We start from the raw sequence: 20,059 nt of genomic DNA on the forward strand, positions 1-20,059 counted from the left end.
TCCATTTCCTGAAGGAAGTATGCTTTATGATTCAGCGGACAAGTTGAATTTTTTTAGGCGTTTGTAGAAAGTGCTTCGGGGGATCCCGCTGATTTTTGCGGCTTGAGAGACGTTTCCTTTTGCAGATTCAAGCGCTTTGATCATCATATCCTTTTGGATTTGCTCACGAAAAGTAAGCACGCCGGCAGCAGCTGGCTTTTTTTCTGCAGAGCTGGCCGGCAATCCAGCGGCTTCCAGTAAAGCAGGAAGCGATTCATCCCTCAGCCGGCCGTCCGGAAATCTGATAGAAAGACGTTCAAATACATTAAACAGCTCGCGAATATTTCCCGGCCACTTCCATTGCTTCAGCACATTACAAAAATCAGAAGGAAGTTCGCCTGGCCAATGATTCTTCTGTTTGTAGTACTCAAAGAGATCCGGGATATCCTCGGTGCGATCGCGTAATGGAGGGAGTTCAATTGGATAGACATGAAGACGGTAAAACAAGTCCTCTCTGATTTTTCCGTTTTCGGCAAGCTCGCGTAAATCACAATGTGTGGCGGCAATAACTCTGATATCAACTGGAATTTCTTTCGTCCCGCCGATTGGCGTTATCTTACGTTCCTGAAGCACCCGTAAAAGCGCAACCTGCATCGAGTGGGAAATTTCTCCGATTTCATCTAAAAATAATGTGCCTTGATTCGCTTTTTGAAAGGCGCCTTTATAGCCATTTCGTTTCGCTCCCGTAAAAGCGCCCTCTGCATATCCGAACAGTTCGCTTTCAATCAAATCAGACGGAATCGCTCCGCAATTGACAGCAACAAACGGACCGTGCCGTCTCTCACTGTTCTCATGAAGCGCGCGAGCCGCGACTTCCTTTCCCGTACCAGTTTCGCCCGACAAACAGACCGTTGCATCTGCCGCAGCTGCACGTTCAAGGTTCATCAGCATCGCTTGCGATCGGCCGCTTTTCCCGATCACTCCATTGAATCGAAACACCTTCTTTTTCTTTTGTTCCGAAAGATAAAAACAAGTGCCGCCATCTCCTATGGTGACAGCTTTTTCGATTGAGTAGCCCCGTTCCTTCAACTCATACAGGTGCCGGCCCTGCCAATCCGGCATAGAGGTTCGAATCGGTATGCTCGCACTGATGATGTGCTGCTTGATATTGCATAGCACCATCGGCACACTGGATGCAGCCCTCTCTCCAAAACGGCTGATCAGCTCGAGCTCTTTCTCACGGCTTTTAGCTGCGAGTTCCCGTTCAGCTGCATAGGCGATCGCAGTGGCAATACCTAGCATATGAGGATGCGCGCCTGCAGCCGGACACGATATGTCAATCACACCCGCAAGGCTGCCATCCTCATGGTGAATCGGAGCGGCTGAACAGTTCCAAAGATGGGAAGCAATGGAGTAATGCTCTGATCCTTGTATCGCAACCGGCTCGCTGATGTGGAGCGCCGTGCCAATCGCATTTGTTCCGACAGCCGTTTCCGTCCAGCATGCCCCTTCGACAAAGTTGATGCGTTTGGCTTCATAGAGCGCGCGGGGATGGCCGTCCAATGCCAGAACAACACCGTCTGAATCAATTAACAGCGCCATCATTTCCATTTCTTTTATGGCAGGCAGCAGTTTTTCGAGGTAAGGCTTTGCGGTCGTCAAGAAGAATGAATGTTTTTTTGACTGATGATCCAGCTCCGTTTGCTGTAAAACCTTCGGGCCTTTTTCTAAATAAGGATTGACCTCAGCTTTTTTGCAGCGATGCCATGACTCGGCAATCCGTTTTCTTAATCGGGCTTCGTCAAGCACACCGTCTTTCACAAAACGTTTCCAGGTTTGCAAATCGTTTGGGACCGAATTCATTTCCTTGATCGCTCCTCCCTTACACGCCGTTTTCATCTATTGTAGGGGAAAAATAAAGCGCTTTCAACAATAAAAAAGCAGGCGCCTTATATCCATGCGCCTGCTTTTTCCTTTATTATGCATGTACCGCAAGGCCGATCGTGCTTAACAGCGCCTCATGCAATGTTTCCGATAAAGTCGGATGGGCGGCGATAAAATGCTCCGCCATATCTGCCGTCATCTCACCATTCATGATCGCTGCCGCTTGGCCGATGAGCTCGGTTACATCCGGGCCAATCATCGAGACACCCACGATTTCGCCGAATTCCGGTTCAGCCATGATTTTGACCTTTCCTTCCGCTTGCTGTTTAATGAGCGCCTTGCCGTTTGCGGAAAAAGAAAATTCGCCGATCTTCACATCCCCGTATATGCTTCTTGCCTGTCGTTCTGTCATTCCGATACACGCGATTTCCGGGGACGTATAGATGCAGCGCGGCACATGTTTCTCATTGATTTTGACATCCCTTCCGGAAGCATGAGAAGCAGCGATGATGCCCTCATGGAAAGCGGCATGCGCCAGCTGAATGCCCCCTATAGCATCTCCGCACGCGTAAATATGAGGCACGTTCGTCTGCATGTGCCCATTCACTGGAATGCCCTTTGGAGAAAAATCAACTCCGGCCTGTTCCAGCTGTAATCCGTCAAGACGGGGTTTTCTGCCGATCGCCACCAGCACATAATCGGCCTTCGTTTTAAACTCTCGCTGACCGCTTTTCCATATTGCCGTTTTGGCCGTTTGATCCACCCGCTCTAATCTGGATGAAGTATGCACTTCGACACCGTCTTCCTCAAGTTTCTCCTGAAAGAGACGGGCAATATCTTCATCTTCAGCCGGGATCAGCTGGTCCGCTGTTTCAATGATGATCACCTTCGATCCCAATCTGGCGAACAGCCCTGCATACTCACACCCGATGACACCGCCGCCGACAATGACTAGTGAAGACGGAATCTCGGAAAGAGAAAGCGCGTCTTTGCTGTCGATGATCCATTCGCCGTCAAACGGGGCGAAAGGCAGCTCGATTGGCTCTGATCCGGAGGCAATCAATACTTGGTCCGCCTCTCTGATTTCTTTTCCGTTTTCTCCTTCGATCAAAAGCTTTCTTTCAGAAAGAAAGGAGGCTGTTCCCTTTACAACCTGTATTTGATTTTTCTTCATTAGGTACTGAACGCCTTGGACAAGCTGACTGACAACCTGTTGTTTTCGGCTTTGCATTTTACTCCAATCGACTGATATCGCACCTGCCGGAAGTTCGATTCCAAAGCTGTCGGCATGCTTGATTTTATCAAGAACGTTTGCGCTTTCTAACAAAGACTTTGTCGGGATGCAGCCTTCATTCAAGCAGGTCCCCCCAAGCTTGCCTTTGTCAATGAGCAGCACGTTTCTGCCCTGCTGTGCCGCGGAAACCGCAGCCGCATAGCCTGCAGGTCCGCCGCCGATAATGGCTAATGTCATGTCGTTTTCACCTGCTTTTCCTATAAAATTAATGCTGCGGGTTCTTCCAAATATGTTTTAATCGCCTTCAGGAATGCAGCGGCTGGGGCGCCGTCACACGCTCTGTGATCAAATGTCAGGCTGAGCGGCAGGATCGTGCTTCTGACGATCTCCTCCCCTTGATACACCGGCGTGTCATAGCTTGCTCCGATGCCGAGAATGCCTGTTTCCGGCGGATTTAGTATCGGTGTGAAATGCTCAACTCCAAACGAGCCAAGGTTTGTAATGGAGAAGGTAGAGCCTTGCAGTTCTTCGCTTCCCGCACGTCCCTCGCGTGCTTTTTTGGCATTTTCTGAGATGGATTGAGCCAGTTCTATCAGCGTTAGCTTTTCAGCATGGCGGATTACAGGCACCACTAAGCCATTTTCCAAGGCTACAGCCATACCAAGGTGTACATGGGGATGTGTGATGATGCGCTCATTTTGATAAAAGCTGTTCAGCACAGGGTGAGCTTGCAGAGCGAGAACGGCGGCTCTTGAGACAAAATGAGTGATCGTCAGTTTTGTGCCGTATCTCTCTTCCGCAGTTGGTGAAAGCTGTTTTTGAAGAGTGGCAAGCTTGGTGATATCAGCTTTCATCGTGATCGTCAGCTGCGCGCTGTTTGCCAGGCTTTCCTGCATTCGGGCAGCGATGACCTTTCTCATGCCTGTCACCGGGATTTCCTGCGCATTCTGCTCCGACACAGGCTTTGCCTGATCTTTTTTCTGTTCAGCAAGGGCCTTTGTTACGTCATCCTTCACGATTCGTCCGCCTGGTCCAGTTCCTTTCAGTTGTTTTAGGTCTAATCCTGCTTTTTCTGCTATTTTCCTGGCGACTGGAGATATTTTCATTCGATCTTTTTTGGAGGCTGCGGGTTTGTTTTCTTGTTTGACGGGCTGAACGGCTTGCGCCATATTGTCTTCAGCAACAGGCGCCCCCGCCTCTTCCTGCACCGACTCATTGGCGTCCCCGATATAGCAGATAGCTGTGCCGGGCGGAACCTCTTCCCCCTCTTTCACTTTGATGTCGATCAGCGTTCCTTTTTCAGGCGCTTCGATCTCCATTTCAATTTTCTCCGATTGAATGCTGGCAATGCTTTCTCCCTTTTCAACCGGGTCGCCTACTTTTTTATTCCATATCGATACTTCCCCTTGTTTCATGGCCATTCCCAATTTTGGCATCACTACTTTTACCGCCATTTGTGTCCCCCCTTTAATTCATTGCCGGCTCGCCAAGCAATTCAAGCGTGACGCTGACAATTTTATCTGGTGTCGGCAAATATTGATCTTCAAGCACTGGTGAAAACGGAACCGGTGTATGCGGCGCTGTAATCCGTTTAATCGGCGCATCAAGCAAATCAAAGCCCTTGTCAGCAACAAGCGCAGCAATATCCGTGGCAATGCTGCATCGCGGATTGGCTTCATCAATAATGATCAGCCGGTTTGTTTTTTCTAACGATGTGAAAATCGCATCCTCATCCAGAGGAGACAGACTGCGGGGATCAAGGACCTCGGCTTCGATGCCCCTCTCTGAAAGCTGTGCAGCCGCTTCAAGCGCGGTATTGACCTGCTTGCCGACTGCAAAGAGCGTGACATCATTGCCTTCGCGTTTGATATCCGCTTTTCCGAGGGGAATTGTATAATAATCTTCCGGCACCTCGCCCTTCATGTTGTAGGACGTTTTGTCTTCAAAGAAGAACACCGGATCATTATCTTCTATTGCTGCAAGCAGAAGACCTTTGGCATCATACGGATTGGATGGAACAACCGTCTTCAGTCCAGGAATGCTCGTGAAAAGGCCATACAGCGCTTGTGAATGCTGGGCAGCGGCCCGGAACCCTGCTCCGTATGTGGTGCGGACGGTAATCGGTACTTGCGCTTTTCCGCCAAACATATAACGGAATTTCGCCCCTTGGTTGATCACCTGGTCAAAGCACGTGCCGATAAAATCGTTAAACATTAGCTCGGCAATCGGTCTCAAACCGGTTGATGCCGCAGCCATAGCCGCACCCATGTAGCCCGCCTCAGAAATCGGTGTGTCCAGCACTCTTGTGCGCCCGAATTCCTGTACGAGTCCCTTTGTGACCCCTAATACACCGCCCCATGCTTCATCATCCTGCAAATGATCGACCGCCGCTCCCCCGGCGACATCTTCACCGATCAAAAGCACATTTTCGTCTCTTCTCATCGCAAGCTTCATTGCTTCATTGATCGCGTCTGACATGCTTATGACTCTCGCCATCTCTTACATTCCTCCTTTTTCATATGACACGTACACATCTGTCAGCAGCTCCGAATCTTTTGGATATGGGCTGTCTTCGCTGAACGAGACGGCTTTTTCAATCGATTCGCTGACACGCTGTTCAATGTCTGACAGCTTATTAGCATCTGTTTCTTTTAAAAGGTAGTTTTTAAAACCTTGAATGGCATCTTTTTCTTCAAGATGCTCAACTCTTTCATCCTTCGTTTTATAGGTTTGGGCATCTCCTTCGAAATGGCCGTAGTTTCTGTAGGTCATACATTCAATCAAAGACGGGCCGCCGCCGTTTCTTGCTCTTTCTATCGCTTCCTCGGCTGCCTGGTAAACTGCTAAAATATCTTTGCCGTCAACTGTCACCCCCGGCATGTTATAAGCAGCCGCCCGATCGGCGATTGAATCACAGGCTGATGCGTACTCAAATGGGGTAGCTTCGCCATAGCCGTTGTTTTCAGCAACAAATACGACAGGAAGGTTCCATACAGCCGCTAAATTCAGCCCTTCGTGGAAGGTGCCTTGGTTATTTGCCCCGTCCCCGAAAAAGCAAACGCTTACATTTTTAGTCTGTTTATATTTAGCCGTGAGCGCTGATCCGCATGCGAGCGTAAAGCCGCCCCCGACGATTCCATTTGCGCCTAACATGCCTTTATCAAGATCCGCAATGTGCATAGAACCGCCCTTGCCTTTGCACAATCCGGTCGCTTTCCCGAAAATTTCCGCCATCATGCCGTCCAGATCACAGCCTTTGGCGATACAATGTCCATGTCCCCTGTGGGTGCTTGTAATGCTGTCGCCATCATGTAAATGAGCGCACACCCCTACAGCCACGGCTTCCTCACCGGCATATAAATGAACGAAGCCGGGAAGCACTCCCTGGGCGAACAGTTCATGCACTTTGTCTTCAAAGCCCCTGATCTCCAGCATCTTTTGGTACATCCACAGCGCTTTTTCCTCAGTTAATGACAAGCCCTCTCGTTTTAACAATTCCATTTTTTTGTGCGCCTCCTTCTATTTAGGGTTCACCATTATAAATGCAAGAAGTGTGCCAGTCTTTTGAGCCCGTAAAATCAGTCTTCTCGTCTTCACCTTGGAGACAGTTTGAGACGTGTGTCTCGTTTTGTCTCAAACTGATTCATTTGTCTCGTTTTACAGCATGCAAAAAAGACCGGATATCACCCGGCCTTTGACAATGATCGACGTATTTATTTCCTTGGAAATCTTTTTAACTTCCTAGTTCCTCTGCATCGTTTGACTGAATAGCTGCTTTTGAAAGAAAATCAATTGAATATTTGACATATCCAATACCGGCGTCCCCGTCCTTCTGCATACAGTCTATCGTGCCGTTTGAGTATGTATATCCCTTTTCATAAAGCGTTTTTCTGACCGTTTCCGCCATCTTTGCGGCATCTATTTTTGATAACCCGCTGGCACACAAGTTTTTTCATGTTCCCACTCTTTTCCACATATGTACGTGCTACAGTTCATGCTTTTCTTCTACAGCCCGGTTCAGCGCTTGGAGCATGTAGCCTATGCCTTTGTATGATGATAGCGGCCAGCTGATATGCTGGTGCTCTCCGATGACGGCGTTTAGAACGCTTCGATATTTTTTTCCGCCAAGCATGACTAGCTCTTCGATATCAGAAAAGCCTTTTTCGTGAAATTGGCGGCGCAGCTCGTCCGCTGTCATGATTTCCGGATGACCGGTGCCAAAAGTGACATCGTAATTTCCCGAAACGAGATCATCAGGGCGAAGAAAGCCATGCTTCGCCGACAAAATCACCCACTCATCGAAAAATGCTTTCGCATACCGCTCGCACGCCTGATGAAACGGGCTGAGATAAGCGTCCTCTGCTCTTACCGGCCCGGCATCAGGCTGGACGTCCCAGAATTTTTTCTTGCCGCAGGGGATGATGCATAGCCGTTTCATTTTTCTCTCCCCCTTTATAAGATATCTCTACTAAATATACCATTATTTTCTGACAATAAATTAGAGAAAAGACAGGCTGAGTAAAAGCTGCGTACAAAAAAGACCCGGAAATCGGAATTGTTTATTTTACCGAAAATCCAGGTTTATTTTAGTCAAGAATGGTGTAAAAATCCCTTTATTTTGTTAGCCTTTTTTGAATCAAGCACTGCTGTTACTCTATCCCATCAAGATACTTTCTCTCAAAGTCGTCGAGCAATGCACGCACTTCATCTGTTGACTTTGTGTTCATGCATTGATTTCTTAATTCACTTGCCCCTCGGAACCCGCGGAGATAAATTTTGAAAAAGCGAGGAAGAGGCTTGTACGGACGGGCTTCTAATGCTGAATATTTATCATGAAGATCCAGATGCAGCCTTAAGAGATCAAGCAATTCCTTGCTGTTATGCTCTTTCGGCTCCTTTTCAAAGGCAAATGGATTTGTAAAAATACCACGCCCAATCATAATTCCATCAACACCGTATTGTTCAGCAAGTTTTAAGCCAGTTTGGCGGTCAGGGATATCACCATTGATCGTCAAAAGTGTATCTGGTGCCACCTCATCACGAAGTTTCTTAATCTCTGGGATGAGCTCCCAATGCGCATCTACTTTGCTCATTTCTGCTCTTGTACGCAGATGAATAGAAAGATTGGCAATATCCTGTTTCAAAATGTGTGTCAGCCACTCGCGCCATTCGTCTACATCCGTGAAACCAAGTCTTGTTTTTACGCTTACGGGCAATCCCCCTGCTTTTGCAGCTTGTATTAATTCTGCTGCAACTTCCGGTCGGCGGATAAGACCGCTTCCCTTACCGTTCTGTGTCACATTAGGCACAGGACAGCCCATATTGATATCTAGCCCTTTAAATCCTAACTCTGCCATGCCAATACTCATTTTACGAAAGTTTTCAGGCTTATCTCCCCATATATGGGCCACAATTGGCTGTTCATCCTCTGTAAAAGTCAAACGGCCGCGCACGCTATCTTTCCCATCCGGGTGGCAATAGCTCTCTGAGTTTGTGAACTCTGTAAAAAACACATCCGGTCTGCCTGCTTCACTTACTACATGCCGGAAAACAACATCTGTCACATCTTCCATTGGTGCCAGTACAAAAAATGGCCGTGGTAGTTCACGCCAGAAATTTTCTGTCATAACAAAAATCAAATCCTTTCATTAGGGGGTACGGCTATACCTGTATCTCCAATATTAAAAAACTGACCATGCTTTCTTTTTACACTTATCGCATGCGAAAGCATTTCTTATCAATCTATAGTAAATTTTGAACATTTCACGTGGGATGATTATCTACACCATATATTGTGGTTAACACTGGCGCTGACCTTCGTCTTTCTTAGTGGCCTTACTTTTGAACTTTTTGGATAAAAAGAATTCCAACCTAAATAGAATATCATATGAGTTCTCCATATTACCAACGCAAAATAATTGCCCTGTTATTGAAGATAAGATATTTAACACTACACCATATCCGTATCTCTATATCATATTTGCGGAAAAACTAATTTCAAGAGATAAACTTTGATTAAGCAAATTGAGTGGTATAACTGAGTACTCGAGAGAATGAAAAAAACTACTTAAGCTGCTACCACTTGTGAATCACATGGAGTACAGAGGATGAGAAGAGAAAATAAACCCTTATTTAAAAGAATTCAAGAACTTCAATCTGAATCATTTGGGATTTGCTCATGACTTAGAAAATAACCAACGCAGCAAGTGGCAACCTACTATATATTTGTATAGGGTTATAATTCGGTAATCCTGATCCAGAACCAATAAAATAGACTGCTGACTAAGTGTCGCAGTCTTCACTCATAAGATAATTAAGAAAGTGTTCATTTTCTTTCATCATTAAATAAGGCATCAGAAGTTATTGCTTTAATTTCGAATATCCTTTGTTATCCCTGTAATTATTTGTATAATAGTGAAAACTCCCAAGAAAACAGTAATAATATTAAACCATGGATTATCATAGAATGAAAGATATGTTTGAAAGAAATCCAGTTCAACTATGTTTGCTGGGAATCCATTCATTTCTCTATACTTAGGACCCCATCCCGTTAATTCTACAAAATTAAAATAAAGCTGAGATACTAAAAATGCCACAAATGTTTGAAACCAACTTCTTTTATATAACGGTCGTTTTTTATATACTTTATCCATTTAGTTATCCATTTCCTTCTCTGCAATACTTTTTAGCCAAGTGTCAATCTAAAATTTATATTATGAAGCATGATTGTCGCAAGGATATAACCATTGTAGGTATTACTGTAATAGTTGTTATCGTCTCGGCACTATTATTTATTTGTTGTAGTGCTCATACGTTATTCATTTTAAAATGGGGTTGGCCATCATTTTCACCTCTTTCGTTTATTACAATGTTTCAACTTTTTAAATCGAATGACTCTTGAAATGATATACGCCATACCTTTCCTTATATTCCTATAATCAATATTTCACACGTCATAACTGCAAGTCAATATATAATTTTACAAATTATGAAAAAATATCTATGATTTTACATCATTCTACTCATGTATTTTAATCATACTGGAAGGAAATTTTTCCGGTTAAATAACGCTGTTTTTCACCCGCTTTTCAACACGTTTTTTCAACTCTTTTCGCCAGTTAAAATAAAGATCTCCGCGAATAGAAGGAAGATAAAATTGGGAAAAGACAGTCAGGACAAGGGCTGCACATGAAAAAGACCCGGAAATCGGAATTGTTTATTTTACCGAAATCCAGGTCTGATTAGGTATTTCTTATTTTAGTTAGACGATTTCAATACAAGTCTCGCCACTGCTTCAACATGCGCCGTCTGCGGAAACATATCGACAGGCTGAATATAGTCCACGCGATAGTCCTTCGACAGCGTCTGCAAATCCTTCGCAAGCGTGGATGGATTGCAGGAAACGTAGACGAAGCGTTTCGGTTTGACTTTTTTGATCGTGTCCAGGAACGTGCTGTCACAGCCGGTTCTTGGCGGGTCTACGATGACGACGTCCGGGCGGAAGCCTTCTTTCGTCCATTTCGGGAGCCAGTGCTCGGCTGTTCCTGTTACGTATGTGGCATTTGCCATGCCGTGTTTTTTGGCGTTTTTCTTGGCATCGTCAATTGATTCCTTGATGACGTCCATGCCGCGGACTTCCTTCGCTCCGTCCGCCACCCACATGCCGATCGTGCCGACGCCGCAATACGCATCAACGACTTTTTCTTTTCCGGTCAGCTGCGCCGCTTTTTTCACTTCATCATACAGCTTGACGGTCTGTTCCGGATTGAGCTGGAAGAAAGCGCGGGCGCTCAATTCAAAAGATACGTCGCCGAGCACTTCTTGAATTACTGTTTTTCCGGCGAGCTGTTTTGTTTTCTCACCAAAAATCACTGAAGTTTTCGCCCCGTTTACATTCTGAATAATGGATGTGACCTCTGGCAATCGCTTTTGAATCGCTTTGACGATTTCTTCCTTGTGCGGAAGCGTTTCTTTTGCGGTTACAAGCACGACCTGCACTTCACCTGTTTCAAAGCCGACTCTCGTCACGATCGTGCGAACGTCGCCTTTTCGTTTTCTTTCATTATAAACAGACACATCGAAGTCCTCTAATATGCGGCGGACGATGCCTGTTGTTTTGTTCGTTGCCGGATGCTGAACGATACAGTCTTTAATCGGCACGATGTCATGAGAATCAAGGCCGTATAAGCCGGCGATGATGCTGCCGCTTTGCGAGCGCCCGATCTGGAATTGGCTTTTATTGCGGTAATTCCATGGGTTGTCCATGCCAATCGTTTCTTTGATTTCCATGTTTTCAACTTTAAACTTCGTATGGCGTTCAAGAGACTGAATGACGATATCGCGTTTTTCCCGAAGCTGCTGGCTGTATGCAAGGTGCTGAAGCTGACAGCCGCCGCATTGTTCATAAACAGGGCAAGGCGGTGCCACTCGGTGCTCAGATGCCTTGCGGATTTTCTTAATGCGGCCCTCCGAAAACTTCGGCTGGACCTTTGTGGCCTGCACAACAACTTCTTCGCCAGGAAGCGCGCCGGGCACGAAGACGACTTTTTTCTTAAAATAGCCGACACCTTCTCCGTTAATGCCGAGACGCTTAATCGTCAGCGGAAAGGTTTGTCCGACCTTCAGTTCGACGGGCGCCTGTTTCTTTTGTTGGTTCACGTTGTTCTCTCCGTTTCTATATGAAGCTTTCTGCAGAAGGCAGAAAGTGAAATGTTTTTTTCACATCTTTCTAGTATAACACGTTTGCAGAATTTCCTTCATTGTCAGATGAATTATTCTATACTCCTCCACAAATACAAAGACGCATAGCTTAAATAAGGCTCCCACTCCTTGCTCATCGCCAGCATGACATCCTTTGCCGGCTTATCGTCCAGCTGAAAGTGGCGTTTGATGGCATTCTGGAGGCCGATATCGGCAAGCGGGAATAAATTGGGACGGCCAAGTCCGAACATGAGGACGTTTTGCACGGTCCACGGGCCGATACCCCTGATTTTGATCAGTTTCTTCATAATGTCTTCATCCGCCATATGCGGCAGCTCTGACAAGCTGAGTGTGCCTTCTGCGATCATCCTTGATGTATCAATGGTGTATTCCGCTTTTCTCATGCTGAATTGCAGATCACGCAGATCCTGATAATCGAGTTCTGCAATCGTTTCCGGCTTTGGGTAGCACCACACGCCATCCTTCTGCTCGCCAAACGCATGAACAAATCGTTCTGTTAGCGTGTAAGCGAAGGAAAGATTGAGCTGCTGGTGGATAATGCATTTCATCATGCAGTTGTACACGCTGTAGTCCAGAACAAGCGGCGTCCCGGCATGCTCTTCAAAAATGGCGGACAGGCTCGTTTTTGAAAAGTGATCCAGAACGTGCTGCAAATGATTTTCCCATTGAAAAATCCGCTTGATTTCCTTCATCATTTCTCCCTGATCCGTTTCCCCGCTGACGAGGAACTCAGGCTCACCCGCATGGCCTAACGCCTGTACCTTTACAATACATACGTCCCCCGCTTGATTTCTGATTGGCACACGGACTTCCCTCGCCTCTCGATCAACAGCATTGAGGGGGTCTAAAGACAGCCTGTCCAGCACGCGGTCAAAATGATACGGAGGCGTGACAGATACTTTTTCCTTCCACATGAGATCCACCCTTTTTCCGTTTTTGTTCAGTATAACATGCCGCTTGAATTAGGCAGAGAGTACCGTATACTTTTCTCATAAAGACCGCATGATATAATGGCAGGTGGAGGGTTGTTTATGATCAACATTACCGCAATCACAACAGAGCATCAGCTGCTGAAAAATATACCGATCGAACGAGTGGAACAGCCTGATATTGCATGGTACTGGGTTGATTTTTACGGCCCGGAGGATACGGAAACGGCGTTATTGAGAGATTTTTTTCATTTTCACCCGCTTGCCATTGAGGATTGCTTCCAGCATATGCAGCGGCCGAAGCTTGACCATTATGACGGCTATCGTTTTTACGTGATTCATGCGCTGAATAAGGAAACACTTGAGACGGAGGAAGTCGATATCTTTCAAGGCGAAAAATTTGTCGTCACCTTTCATTTACACGAAACGCCCGGTATCGCTAAAGTCCGGGAGCGTTTGTATGCTTCACCGGATATATTGAAAAAAGGGCCCGGACATATTTCTTATATGATCATGGATCAGCTTGTTGATGAATATTTTCCTCTCGTGTACAAAATCGAAGACCGGCTGAATGAAATTGAAGAAAGCCGTCCCCACAAAACGTATGGAACGCTGATGAACGAGGTGTTTGATCTCAGAACAGACCTATTGCATTTGAGACGGACAATTATCCCGATGCGTGATTTGCTCTACCGGATTTTAAGCCTTGACCATGTGAAAGAGCAGCGGGAAACGAAAGCCTATTTCAGCGACATATATGATCATTTGTTAAAGTTGTCTGAAATTGTGGAATCCAACCGTGACATGACGTCCGACTTGCGTGACAGCTACGTGACGCTAAACTCAAACCGGATGAATGCGATTATGATGACACTGACGATCGTATCAACTATTTTCATCCCGCTCACGTTTATTGCCGGTGTATACGGTATGAACTTCGACTTTATGCCGGAGCTGCATTGGAAATACGGATATTTCGCTGTACTTGGCCTGATGGCCGCGCTTGTGATTGGAATGCTGATTTGGTTTGTACATAAAGGATGGTTCAATATTTTTAAATGAGGACAGCGAGCAGCTGTTCTTTTTTGTTGTAAGCCGATCGCTATGCATATTCTGTTCATATTGTTTATAATGGAAAAAATATTCAGGGAGTGATCAGATTGAAAATTGCTGTTATCGGACTCGGCAATATGGGACAGCCCATTGCCCGAAATGTTCTTCAAGCAGGCTACGAATTGACTGTCTATAACCGGACGAAGCAAAAGACGGAAGACCTTGTCACAGAAGGCGCACAGGCAGCTGACACGCCACGGCTGGCGGCAAAGTCCGCTGATATTGTCATCACAATGCTTGCAGATGATGATTCTGTCAGCGCCGTGACATTCGGAGAAGACGGGCTGCTTGAAGGATTAGCAGAGAACAGCATTCACATCTCGATGAGCACAATCAGTGTTGAGTTTTCAGAAAAGCTCGCAGCAGCTCATGCAGAGAAAGGACAATTTTTTCTCGCCGCTCCTGTTCTTGGCAGACCGGATGCCGCAGCCAAAGCCGCGCTCCGTATCATAACAGCCGGACCGGCAGAAGCAAAGCAAGCTGCCAAGCCTCTGCTCGACAGCCTGAGCCAGCAGGTATTTGATGTCGGCGAAGAAAGCAAGACGGCAAATGCAGCCAAAATCAGCATCAATTTCTTGCTTGTGTCCATGCTGGAGGCGTTATCTGAATCCTTTTTAATGATGGAGAAATACGGCTTAGAACAAAAACAATTTTTAGAAATCGCCAGCGCGCTCTTTGGTTCTCCAGTCTATCAAAATTACGGAACCATTATGGCCGAGCAGAAATTTGAGCCGGCCGGCTTCAAAATGTCTTTAGGGCTGAAGGATACCAACCTGGCACTCGCCGCCGCAAAACGGGTTTCTGCAAATCTTCCTCTTGCCGAGCTGGCCAAGAGCCATTTTGAAAGCGGGATTGAGAAAGGCTTCGGGGATCTGGACTGGGCCGCACTGATTAAATGTATAAAATAAAGAAAAACCTCTCCGTTTAAGGAGAGGTTTTTCTCTTTTACAAAGACGGCAGCCTCATTTCTTTCTCAAACATCAAATCATCAATGCTTTTAAATGTGTAGCCCTGTTTTTTCAGATCTGTAATCGCGTCATCCAGCGCTTCTGCATTGTCCCTCGATACGGTGTGAAGCAGGTAAATGGCTCCCGGGTGCGCCTGCTTGATCATATGATCGTAGGCATATTTCTTTCCCTTTTGGTTGTTGATTTTCCAATCAACAAAAGCGACCGACCAGAAAACGGTTTGATAGCCGAGGCGTTTCGTTTCTTTCAGTACGTACTCACTGAACACGCCGCGCGGCGGACGCAAGTACAGATTGTCCTGCTTTCCCGTAATTTTATAAACCTCTTCGTTGACTGAATCAAGTTCATCCTGAATCTGATCAGCTGTTTTTGTCGTTAAATCCGGATGGTGAAAGGAATGGTTGCCGATAATATGGCCCTCATCTGACATACGTTTGATCAGCTGAGGCTGGTCCTTTACGAAATGCCCGGTGACAAAAAACGTTCCTGTTACGCGATGTTTTTTTAAGACATCAAGAACTTTTGGCGTATAGCCATTTTCATATCCGTTATCAAACGTTAAGTAAATCGTTTTTTCCTTTGTATTCCCTAAATAAAACGCGTCATATTTTTCAATTAAACTGTTCAGCTGCTTCCCGGCATCTGGCGGCTGATGATTGACACTTCGTTTAAAGCCCCAATTAATCGGCTCATTCGGCACCGCTTCCGCCATTGCTGCACCTCCGGCAAGCAATACGGCGGCGCAGCATATTGAACACATCCACTTCATGGCCAGCGCTCCTTCTGCATTTTTTCTTATTTTACAGATAGAGACTTTGTTTTATACTGTTGCTTTATGCCAATAAAAAAACCGCGGCGGGCGCGCGGTTTTATTCCCAATCTTTTTTAAAACGTTCGTATTTGGCTTCCAGGTCATCAAGCATGCTGATGAGCCTATCTATATCTTCAACGTCGGTTGCTTCAGGGTCTAATGAATCGATGACGTTCATAAACATGTCAAGTCTGTTCTTTAAATAATCAATCTGCTGATCTTTATTGTTTACGGCGTTCCCCATTCTGTTCCTCCATTCATTTTTTATTATGGTAGCTCATTTTTTGCCGTTTTTCAATCGCCGCGCTACTTGCGATCTTGGCAAATCAGGTCTAAAATTAACTGTTGGCAGCGTTAGTATGCCCATTTATAAAGGAGTTAGATAGTCATGACACAAAACACGAAGCTGCGTCCGATTACGCCCGAGTTTGACCCTTGGGAAGCCTATATGGATGTTGACCAATACGGAGACATGCAGCTGACAAACGTTGAATTCACAACGACGACACTGTGCAATATGAGATGCGAGCATTGTGCTGTAGGATATACATTGCAGCCTAAAGACCCGAATGCTCTGCCAATAGATCTTCTGTTAAAACGGCTGGAGGAAATCCCGCGCCTCAGATCCATCAGCATCACAGGCGGAGAGCCGATGCTTTCGTTGAAATCAGTAAAAGAATATGTTGTTCCTTTATTGAAATATGCCCATGAACGGGGTGTGCGGACACAAATTAATTCAAATCTGACCCTCGACATCGAGCGGTACGAATGGATCATTCCGTATCTCGATGTGCTACATATTTCTCATAACTGGGGTACAGTTGAAGATTTTGCTGAAATCGGCTTTGCCATGATGGACAGAAAACCGACCTTCGAACAGCGTGCGCGCTATTTTGAAAAAATGATCGAAAACAGCCGCACGCTCGTGGATGCCGGAGTAATGGTATCTGCGGAAACGATGCTGAACAAACGAACACTTCCTCATATTGAGCATATTCACCGCCAAATCACAGAAGATATGAAATGTCAGCGTCACGAGGTCCACCCAATGTATCCAAGCGATTTCGCAAGCGCTCTTGAATCCCTCAGCCTCAAAGAGATGAGACAGGCCATTCACCGCTTGCTGGATATTCGTGATGAAAATACGTGGATGCTGTTCGGAACGCTGCCGTTTTATGCCTGCAGTCCGGACGAAGACGACCAAAAGCTGCTTCGCCGGCTTCGCGCGGCGAAAAACGTCACAGTGCGAAATGACCCTGACGGCCGGTCCCGCCTGAATGTGAACATTTTCGACGGAAACATTATCGTGACCGATTTCGGTGATACCCCGCCGCTTGGCAACATTCAGACGGACAGCCTCCCTTCCGCCTATGAAAAGTGGAGAGAGACCAAGCTTGCGAAAGAACTAAGTTGCCACTGCCCGAATGTCCGGTGCCTCGGACCGAATGTTCTTGTCAAAAATAGTTATTATCAGGATACAGACTTCACAAAACGTCAAGCCAGGAGTTAGATGCGGATGAAAGAAACACTTACGGAGATTTTTCAAAATAAAATCGTCGATATTCTCCTCGTTGCCGTTATCCTTTGGATCGGTGTCTTTATCATCAACCGGCTGGTACAGCTATTTTTTAAACGGACGGATTTTATTGAAGAAAAAAAGGAAAAAACGATTGAAAGCCTTGTCCGTTCTGTCACCCAGTATACGGCGACAATTGGTTTTATCTTTTACGTTATTTCTTTATTTGTGCATGATTTCGGCAAGATATTGGCCGGGGCGGGCGTAGCAGGTATCGTGATCGGTTTTGGCGCCCAATCGCTGATCAAAGATGTGCTGGCTGGTGTGTTCTTAATATATGAACGCCAGCTGCACAAAGGCGATTATGTCACCGTCAACAACTTGTTCAACGGGACAGTGGAGGAAATCGGCCTCCGCTCGCTGCAAATCCGGGAATGGAGCGGGAAGCTGCTCACCATCAGCAACGGCGAGGTCAGACAAATAGAGAACTATAATATTGATTTTATGCGGATTACCGAATCCTTTCTTATCAGCTTTAAAGAAGATCCGGACCGCGTGTACAGCGTGTTGGAAGAGGCATGTGACATGCTGAATGAAGAGCTTCGTGATTCATTGAAGCGGGATGAATTCGGCAATCCGACAGAACCGTTTCAAATCCACGGCATCACCGCATTGAATAAAATCAATCGCGGCGTCGAATTTACGGTTAAAGGCATGGTGAAAGATGATGATTATTTCAGTGCCAGCCTTGCAGTCAGGCGGGTTCTCGTTCGCCAGCTCTACCAAAACAATGTGCAAATGCTTGAGGAAGCGGTCCGAATCGAGAGAACCCAATAAACAAAAAAACTGATTCCGAGTTGGAATCAGTTTTTTATTTATCTTGGCAGTGAGGAAAGCTGAAAGCCAAATGTGACATGATCTTGAACCGGAATCCACGCGCCGATGCCCTGTGACGTGACATTTTTCACGACGAGTTTTCGTTTATTTCCTTTCAGCACTAAGTACACTTCTCCGTAAGTCACTTTTCCTTTTTCATTCACAGCCGGTGCATATGCATGTAAATAACCGATTTTTTTAGGAGCAACTTTATAAATCTGATCCCGTTTTGTGCCAGCCCCAATGACCGTCTCAAATGCAAGCGGAAGGTTCGTTTTCTTCATTGCTTTTTGCATCATCATGCTTTTGACATCTTCCGCATTTGGAACTTTAGCTGTCAGGCCGCCCTTCACTCTGTACTGCTGTTCCTGGGCATAATGCATTTCAGCCGTTTCTTTCCCGCCGCGGTTATCCGCACGGTTTGTATTGATTTTTTTATATTCCCAGTTTGCGACTGTTTCATTTGATTCATAGCCGAGCGCCCATTTCCCGAGAAATATTGTCGCCCGGTACCCTACTGCAAGCGGTGTGCCGGATATGTTGGATTCATTCAGCATTTTGATGAGATGCGGATTTTCAATCTTCACCTCAGAATGATCGAGCAATTCCTTTGCCAGCTTGCTCGGCTGAAGCATTGGCTGATCCTGTGAAGCATTCGGATACGTGTTTTCCTTTGAAATGCTTGCGACAGAATTAGGAACCTTAAACTGCTTTTTCGCGTGGATGGGCTGAACGCCGAAAAAACTAAAGAATAACAACACGATAAGTGTGGAATGAAATAGCTTTTTCATCATATCACTCTTTCTATGGCATTTTCCCTTAGTCTTTTCATCCCGCTTTGTTGTTATCCATCATTTTTTCAGGTTAAAGAAGGAAAAAGCCGATCGCCATAATGACATATGCAGCAAGCAGTGTCGCCCCTTCAAACCAGTTGGAATCCCCGTCATTCGAAATCGCGATCATCAAGAGAACCGCTGATACCATCGCGACGAGCTCAGGCAATGTAAATACAAGCGGCATGCTTGTCGGAAAAAAGATAGAACAGATGACGAGAACCGGTGCGACAAACATAGCGATCTGCAGCGTAGAGCCGACTGCAATTTCAACCGCAATGTCCATTTTATTTTTGAAGGCCATAATAATCGCTGACGCGTGCTCCGCCGCATTTCCTACAATCGCCACGATGATGACCCCGATAAACAGCTCGCTCCACCCGAACTGTTCAGCCACCGAGTGAAAGGTATGGACCAGGTTTTCGGATATGTATGCAACCACAATCGTTGCCGCAAACAAGACAATCGTCGCAACCTTCCCTGACCATTCCGGCTCTTCCTCTTCTTCAGTCTGAGCGGCATTATTCGGCTGATAAACGCCCCGATGCGTGACAAGTTTAAAGTACAGCGCCGCCACATACAACAGAATCATAATGATGCTGATGCCGATGCTTAAATTGAGCTTGCTGGCGTTTCCCATACCAACAGAGAATACCTCCGGAATCACAAAGGCGACAATGATGGCAAAAATCAGAAGCCCGGAGTTATGGCGGGCATCATGGATATTAAATTCCTGCCGCTTATATTTTAAACCGCCGACAAAAAACGATAGGCCCGCTACCAGCAACAGGTTCCCCAGCACTGAACCGGTTAAAGAGGCAAGCACGATTCCTGTCAGGCCTTCTTTTAATGCAAAAAGGGAAATAATCAGCTCCACCGCATTCCCGAAGGTTGCATTCAACAAACCGCCGATACGCGGTCCTGCAATGATGGACAGTGATTCTGTCGCCCTCCCCATATAGCTTGCAAGAGCGATAATCGTCACGCAATAAACGGCAAATAGAACCGCGGAAGGCCAATGCATCAAACTGCCAATCACAGAAAGCGGAACACCGGCCGCCACTAAAATAAAAAAGATACGATTCATGGTGAAATAGCTCCTTTTTTATGACTTGTTTTATTTTTATTCTTCACAAAAACCTTCATGATTACACGAGGGCAAATGTATAGCGTGATATAGGCTTTTTTCAGGTTG

18 protein-coding genes and 1 pseudogene are annotated in these 20,059 nt (G+C 46.0%); 4 read left to right on the forward strand and 15 right to left on the reverse strand.

Annotated features, from left to right (window positions below; genetic code table 11):
• Positions 1-24 precede the first annotated feature (24 nt).
• The 11 genes and pseudogenes from acoR to ACQVGT_RS16425 form a co-directional block, all read right to left on the reverse strand.
• Positions 25-1,842: an acetoin dehydrogenase operon transcriptional activator AcoR gene (acoR, locus tag ACQVGT_RS16375; RefSeq protein ID WP_041517761.1), complete on the reverse strand. Its 1,818-nt coding sequence runs from the start codon at positions 1,840-1,842 to the stop codon at positions 25-27.
• Positions 1,843-1,957: 115 nt separating this feature from the next.
• On the reverse strand, positions 1,958-3,334 hold the full coding sequence (gene acoL / locus ACQVGT_RS16380) for an acetoin dehydrogenase complex dihydrolipoyl dehydrogenase (protein WP_015482962.1): 1,377 nt from the start codon (positions 3,332-3,334) through the stop codon (positions 1,958-1,960).
• A 20-nt stretch (positions 3,335-3,354) separates the two neighbouring features.
• On the reverse strand, positions 3,355-4,551 hold the full coding sequence (gene acoC / locus ACQVGT_RS16385) for an acetoin dehydrogenase complex dihydrolipoyllysine-residue acetyltransferase (protein WP_015383116.1): 1,197 nt from the start codon (positions 4,549-4,551) through the stop codon (positions 3,355-3,357).
• A 13-nt stretch (positions 4,552-4,564) separates the two neighbouring features.
• A complete protein-coding gene (gene acoB / locus ACQVGT_RS16390; protein ID WP_014476166.1) occupies positions 4,565-5,593 on the reverse strand; it encodes an acetoin:2,6-dichlorophenolindophenol oxidoreductase subunit beta in 1,029 nt (342 codons plus the stop codon).
• A gap of 3 nt (positions 5,594-5,596) precedes the next feature.
• Positions 5,597-6,598 carry an acetoin:2,6-dichlorophenolindophenol oxidoreductase subunit alpha gene (acoA, locus tag ACQVGT_RS16395; protein WP_015383114.1) on the reverse strand — a complete coding sequence of 334 codons (1,002 nt, stop codon included), beginning with the start codon at positions 6,596-6,598 and terminating at the stop codon, positions 5,597-5,599.
• Positions 6,599-6,830: 232 nt separating this feature from the next.
• Positions 6,831-7,043, reverse strand: a pseudogene (locus tag ACQVGT_RS16400) (hypothetical protein); the annotation flags it as partial.
• 39 nt (positions 7,044-7,082) lie between these two features.
• The gene (locus ACQVGT_RS16405; RefSeq protein ID WP_015383112.1) at positions 7,083-7,535 is read right to left on the reverse strand and encodes a DUF6884 domain-containing protein; all 453 of its coding nucleotides are present in this window, start codon (positions 7,533-7,535) and stop codon (positions 7,083-7,085) included.
• A gap of 211 nt (positions 7,536-7,746) precedes the next feature.
• Positions 7,747-8,724, reverse strand: a complete 978-nt coding sequence (locus ACQVGT_RS16410) for a tRNA dihydrouridine synthase (RefSeq protein ID WP_015482959.1) — start codon at positions 8,722-8,724, stop codon at positions 7,747-7,749.
• Between the two features lie 741 nt (positions 8,725-9,465).
• Positions 9,466-9,750, reverse strand: coding sequence for a YfzA family protein (locus ACQVGT_RS16415; RefSeq protein WP_015482958.1), 285 nt, complete (start codon positions 9,748-9,750; stop codon positions 9,466-9,468).
• Positions 9,751-10,354: 604 nt separating this feature from the next.
• A complete protein-coding gene (gene rlmD / locus ACQVGT_RS16420) occupies positions 10,355-11,755 on the reverse strand; it encodes a 23S rRNA (uracil(1939)-C(5))-methyltransferase RlmD (protein ID WP_015383110.1) in 1,401 nt (466 codons plus the stop codon).
• Between the two features lie 113 nt (positions 11,756-11,868).
• Complete coding sequence (locus ACQVGT_RS16425) at positions 11,869-12,732, reverse strand: DNA-3-methyladenine glycosylase family protein (protein ID WP_003233646.1); 864 nt, start codon at positions 12,730-12,732, stop codon at positions 11,869-11,871.
• Positions 12,733-12,849: 117 nt separating this feature from the next.
• Between ACQVGT_RS16425 and corA the strand changes: the two genes are divergently transcribed.
• Together corA and ACQVGT_RS16435 are read left to right on the forward strand one after the other, a co-directional pair.
• Positions 12,850-13,809, forward strand: coding sequence for a magnesium/cobalt transporter CorA (gene corA / locus ACQVGT_RS16430; protein WP_003233650.1), 960 nt, complete (start codon positions 12,850-12,852; stop codon positions 13,807-13,809).
• A 98-nt stretch (positions 13,810-13,907) separates the two neighbouring features.
• Positions 13,908-14,768, forward strand: a complete 861-nt coding sequence (locus ACQVGT_RS16435) for an NAD(P)-dependent oxidoreductase (RefSeq protein ID WP_015482957.1) — start codon at positions 13,908-13,910, stop codon at positions 14,766-14,768.
• A gap of 37 nt (positions 14,769-14,805) precedes the next feature.
• Here ACQVGT_RS16435 and pdaA read toward each other — a convergent pair whose 3' ends face one another.
• Both pdaA and ACQVGT_RS16445 read right to left on the reverse strand, forming a co-directional pair.
• The gene (gene pdaA, locus ACQVGT_RS16440) at positions 14,806-15,597 is read right to left on the reverse strand and encodes a delta-lactam-biosynthetic de-N-acetylase (protein WP_015383107.1); all 792 of its coding nucleotides are present in this window, start codon (positions 15,595-15,597) and stop codon (positions 14,806-14,808) included.
• Positions 15,598-15,697: 100 nt separating this feature from the next.
• Entirely contained in the window at positions 15,698-15,883 is a 186-nt protein-coding gene (locus ACQVGT_RS16445) for an SE1561 family protein (RefSeq protein ID WP_003223132.1), read from the reverse strand.
• Positions 15,884-16,027: 144 nt separating this feature from the next.
• On the opposite strand from ACQVGT_RS16445, the gene yfkAB reads away from it, so the two are divergent.
• Both yfkAB and mscC read left to right on the forward strand, forming a co-directional pair.
• Positions 16,028-17,149, forward strand: coding sequence for a radical SAM/CxCxxxxC motif protein YfkAB (gene yfkAB, locus ACQVGT_RS16450; RefSeq protein ID WP_003233655.1), 1,122 nt, complete (start codon positions 16,028-16,030; stop codon positions 17,147-17,149).
• On the forward strand, positions 17,150-17,992 hold the full coding sequence (mscC, locus tag ACQVGT_RS16455; protein WP_010886444.1) for a mechanosensitive ion channel protein MscC: 843 nt from the start codon (positions 17,150-17,152) through the stop codon (positions 17,990-17,992).
• A 38-nt stretch (positions 17,993-18,030) separates the two neighbouring features.
• On the opposite strand, the gene ACQVGT_RS16460 is transcribed toward mscC, so the two are convergent.
• Together ACQVGT_RS16460 and cax are read right to left on the reverse strand one after the other, a co-directional pair.
• Positions 18,031-18,825: a YfkD famly protein gene (locus tag ACQVGT_RS16460; RefSeq protein ID WP_003233657.1), complete on the reverse strand. Its 795-nt coding sequence runs from the start codon at positions 18,823-18,825 to the stop codon at positions 18,031-18,033.
• 70 nt (positions 18,826-18,895) lie between these two features.
• The gene (gene cax / locus ACQVGT_RS16465; protein ID WP_003242902.1) at positions 18,896-19,951 is read right to left on the reverse strand and encodes a calcium/proton exchanger; all 1,056 of its coding nucleotides are present in this window, start codon (positions 19,949-19,951) and stop codon (positions 18,896-18,898) included.
• Positions 19,952-20,059 lie beyond the last annotated feature (108 nt).

The sequence above is a fragment of the Bacillus sp. SCT118 genome, from assembly GCF_058566435.1.

Coding starts and splice junctions, on each gene's coding strand:
- mscC (WP_010886444.1), top strand. CDS start 17,150: ATGCGGATGAAAGAAACACTTACGGAGATTTTTCAAAATAAAATCGTC.
- acoB (WP_014476166.1), bottom strand. CDS start 5,593: ATGGCGAGAGTCATAAGCATGTCAGACGCGATCAATGAAGCAATGAAG.
- pdaA (WP_015383107.1), bottom strand. CDS start 15,597: ATGAAGTGGATGTGTTCAATATGCTGCGCCGCCGTATTGCTTGCCGGA.
- corA (WP_003233650.1), top strand. CDS start 12,850: ATGATCAACATTACCGCAATCACAACAGAGCATCAGCTGCTGAAAAAT.
- yfkAB (WP_003233655.1), top strand. CDS start 16,028: ATGACACAAAACACGAAGCTGCGTCCGATTACGCCCGAGTTTGACCCT.
- acoR (WP_041517761.1), bottom strand. CDS start 1,842: ATGAATTCGGTCCCAAACGATTTGCAAACCTGGAAACGTTTTGTGAAA.
- acoL (WP_015482962.1), bottom strand. CDS start 3,334: ATGACATTAGCCATTATCGGCGGCGGACCTGCAGGCTATGCGGCTGCG.
- ACQVGT_RS16405 (WP_015383112.1), bottom strand. CDS start 7,535: ATGAAACGGCTATGCATCATCCCCTGCGGCAAGAAAAAATTCTGGGAC.
- ACQVGT_RS16425 (WP_003233646.1), bottom strand. CDS start 12,732: ATGTGGAAGGAAAAAGTATCTGTCACGCCTCCGTATCATTTTGACCGC.
- cax (WP_003242902.1), bottom strand. CDS start 19,951: ATGAATCGTATCTTTTTTATTTTAGTGGCGGCCGGTGTTCCGCTTTCT.
- acoC (WP_015383116.1), bottom strand. CDS start 4,551: ATGGCGGTAAAAGTAGTGATGCCAAAATTGGGAATGGCCATGAAACAA.
- ACQVGT_RS16415 (WP_015482958.1), bottom strand. CDS start 9,750: ATGGATAAAGTATATAAAAAACGACCGTTATATAAAAGAAGTTGGTTT.
- ACQVGT_RS16445 (WP_003223132.1), bottom strand. CDS start 15,883: ATGGGGAACGCCGTAAACAATAAAGATCAGCAGATTGATTATTTAAAG.
- ACQVGT_RS16460 (WP_003233657.1), bottom strand. CDS start 18,825: ATGATGAAAAAGCTATTTCATTCCACACTTATCGTGTTGTTATTCTTT.
- acoA (WP_015383114.1), bottom strand. CDS start 6,598: ATGGAATTGTTAAAACGAGAGGGCTTGTCATTAACTGAGGAAAAAGCG.
- ACQVGT_RS16410 (WP_015482959.1), bottom strand. CDS start 8,724: ATGACAGAAAATTTCTGGCGTGAACTACCACGGCCATTTTTTGTACTG.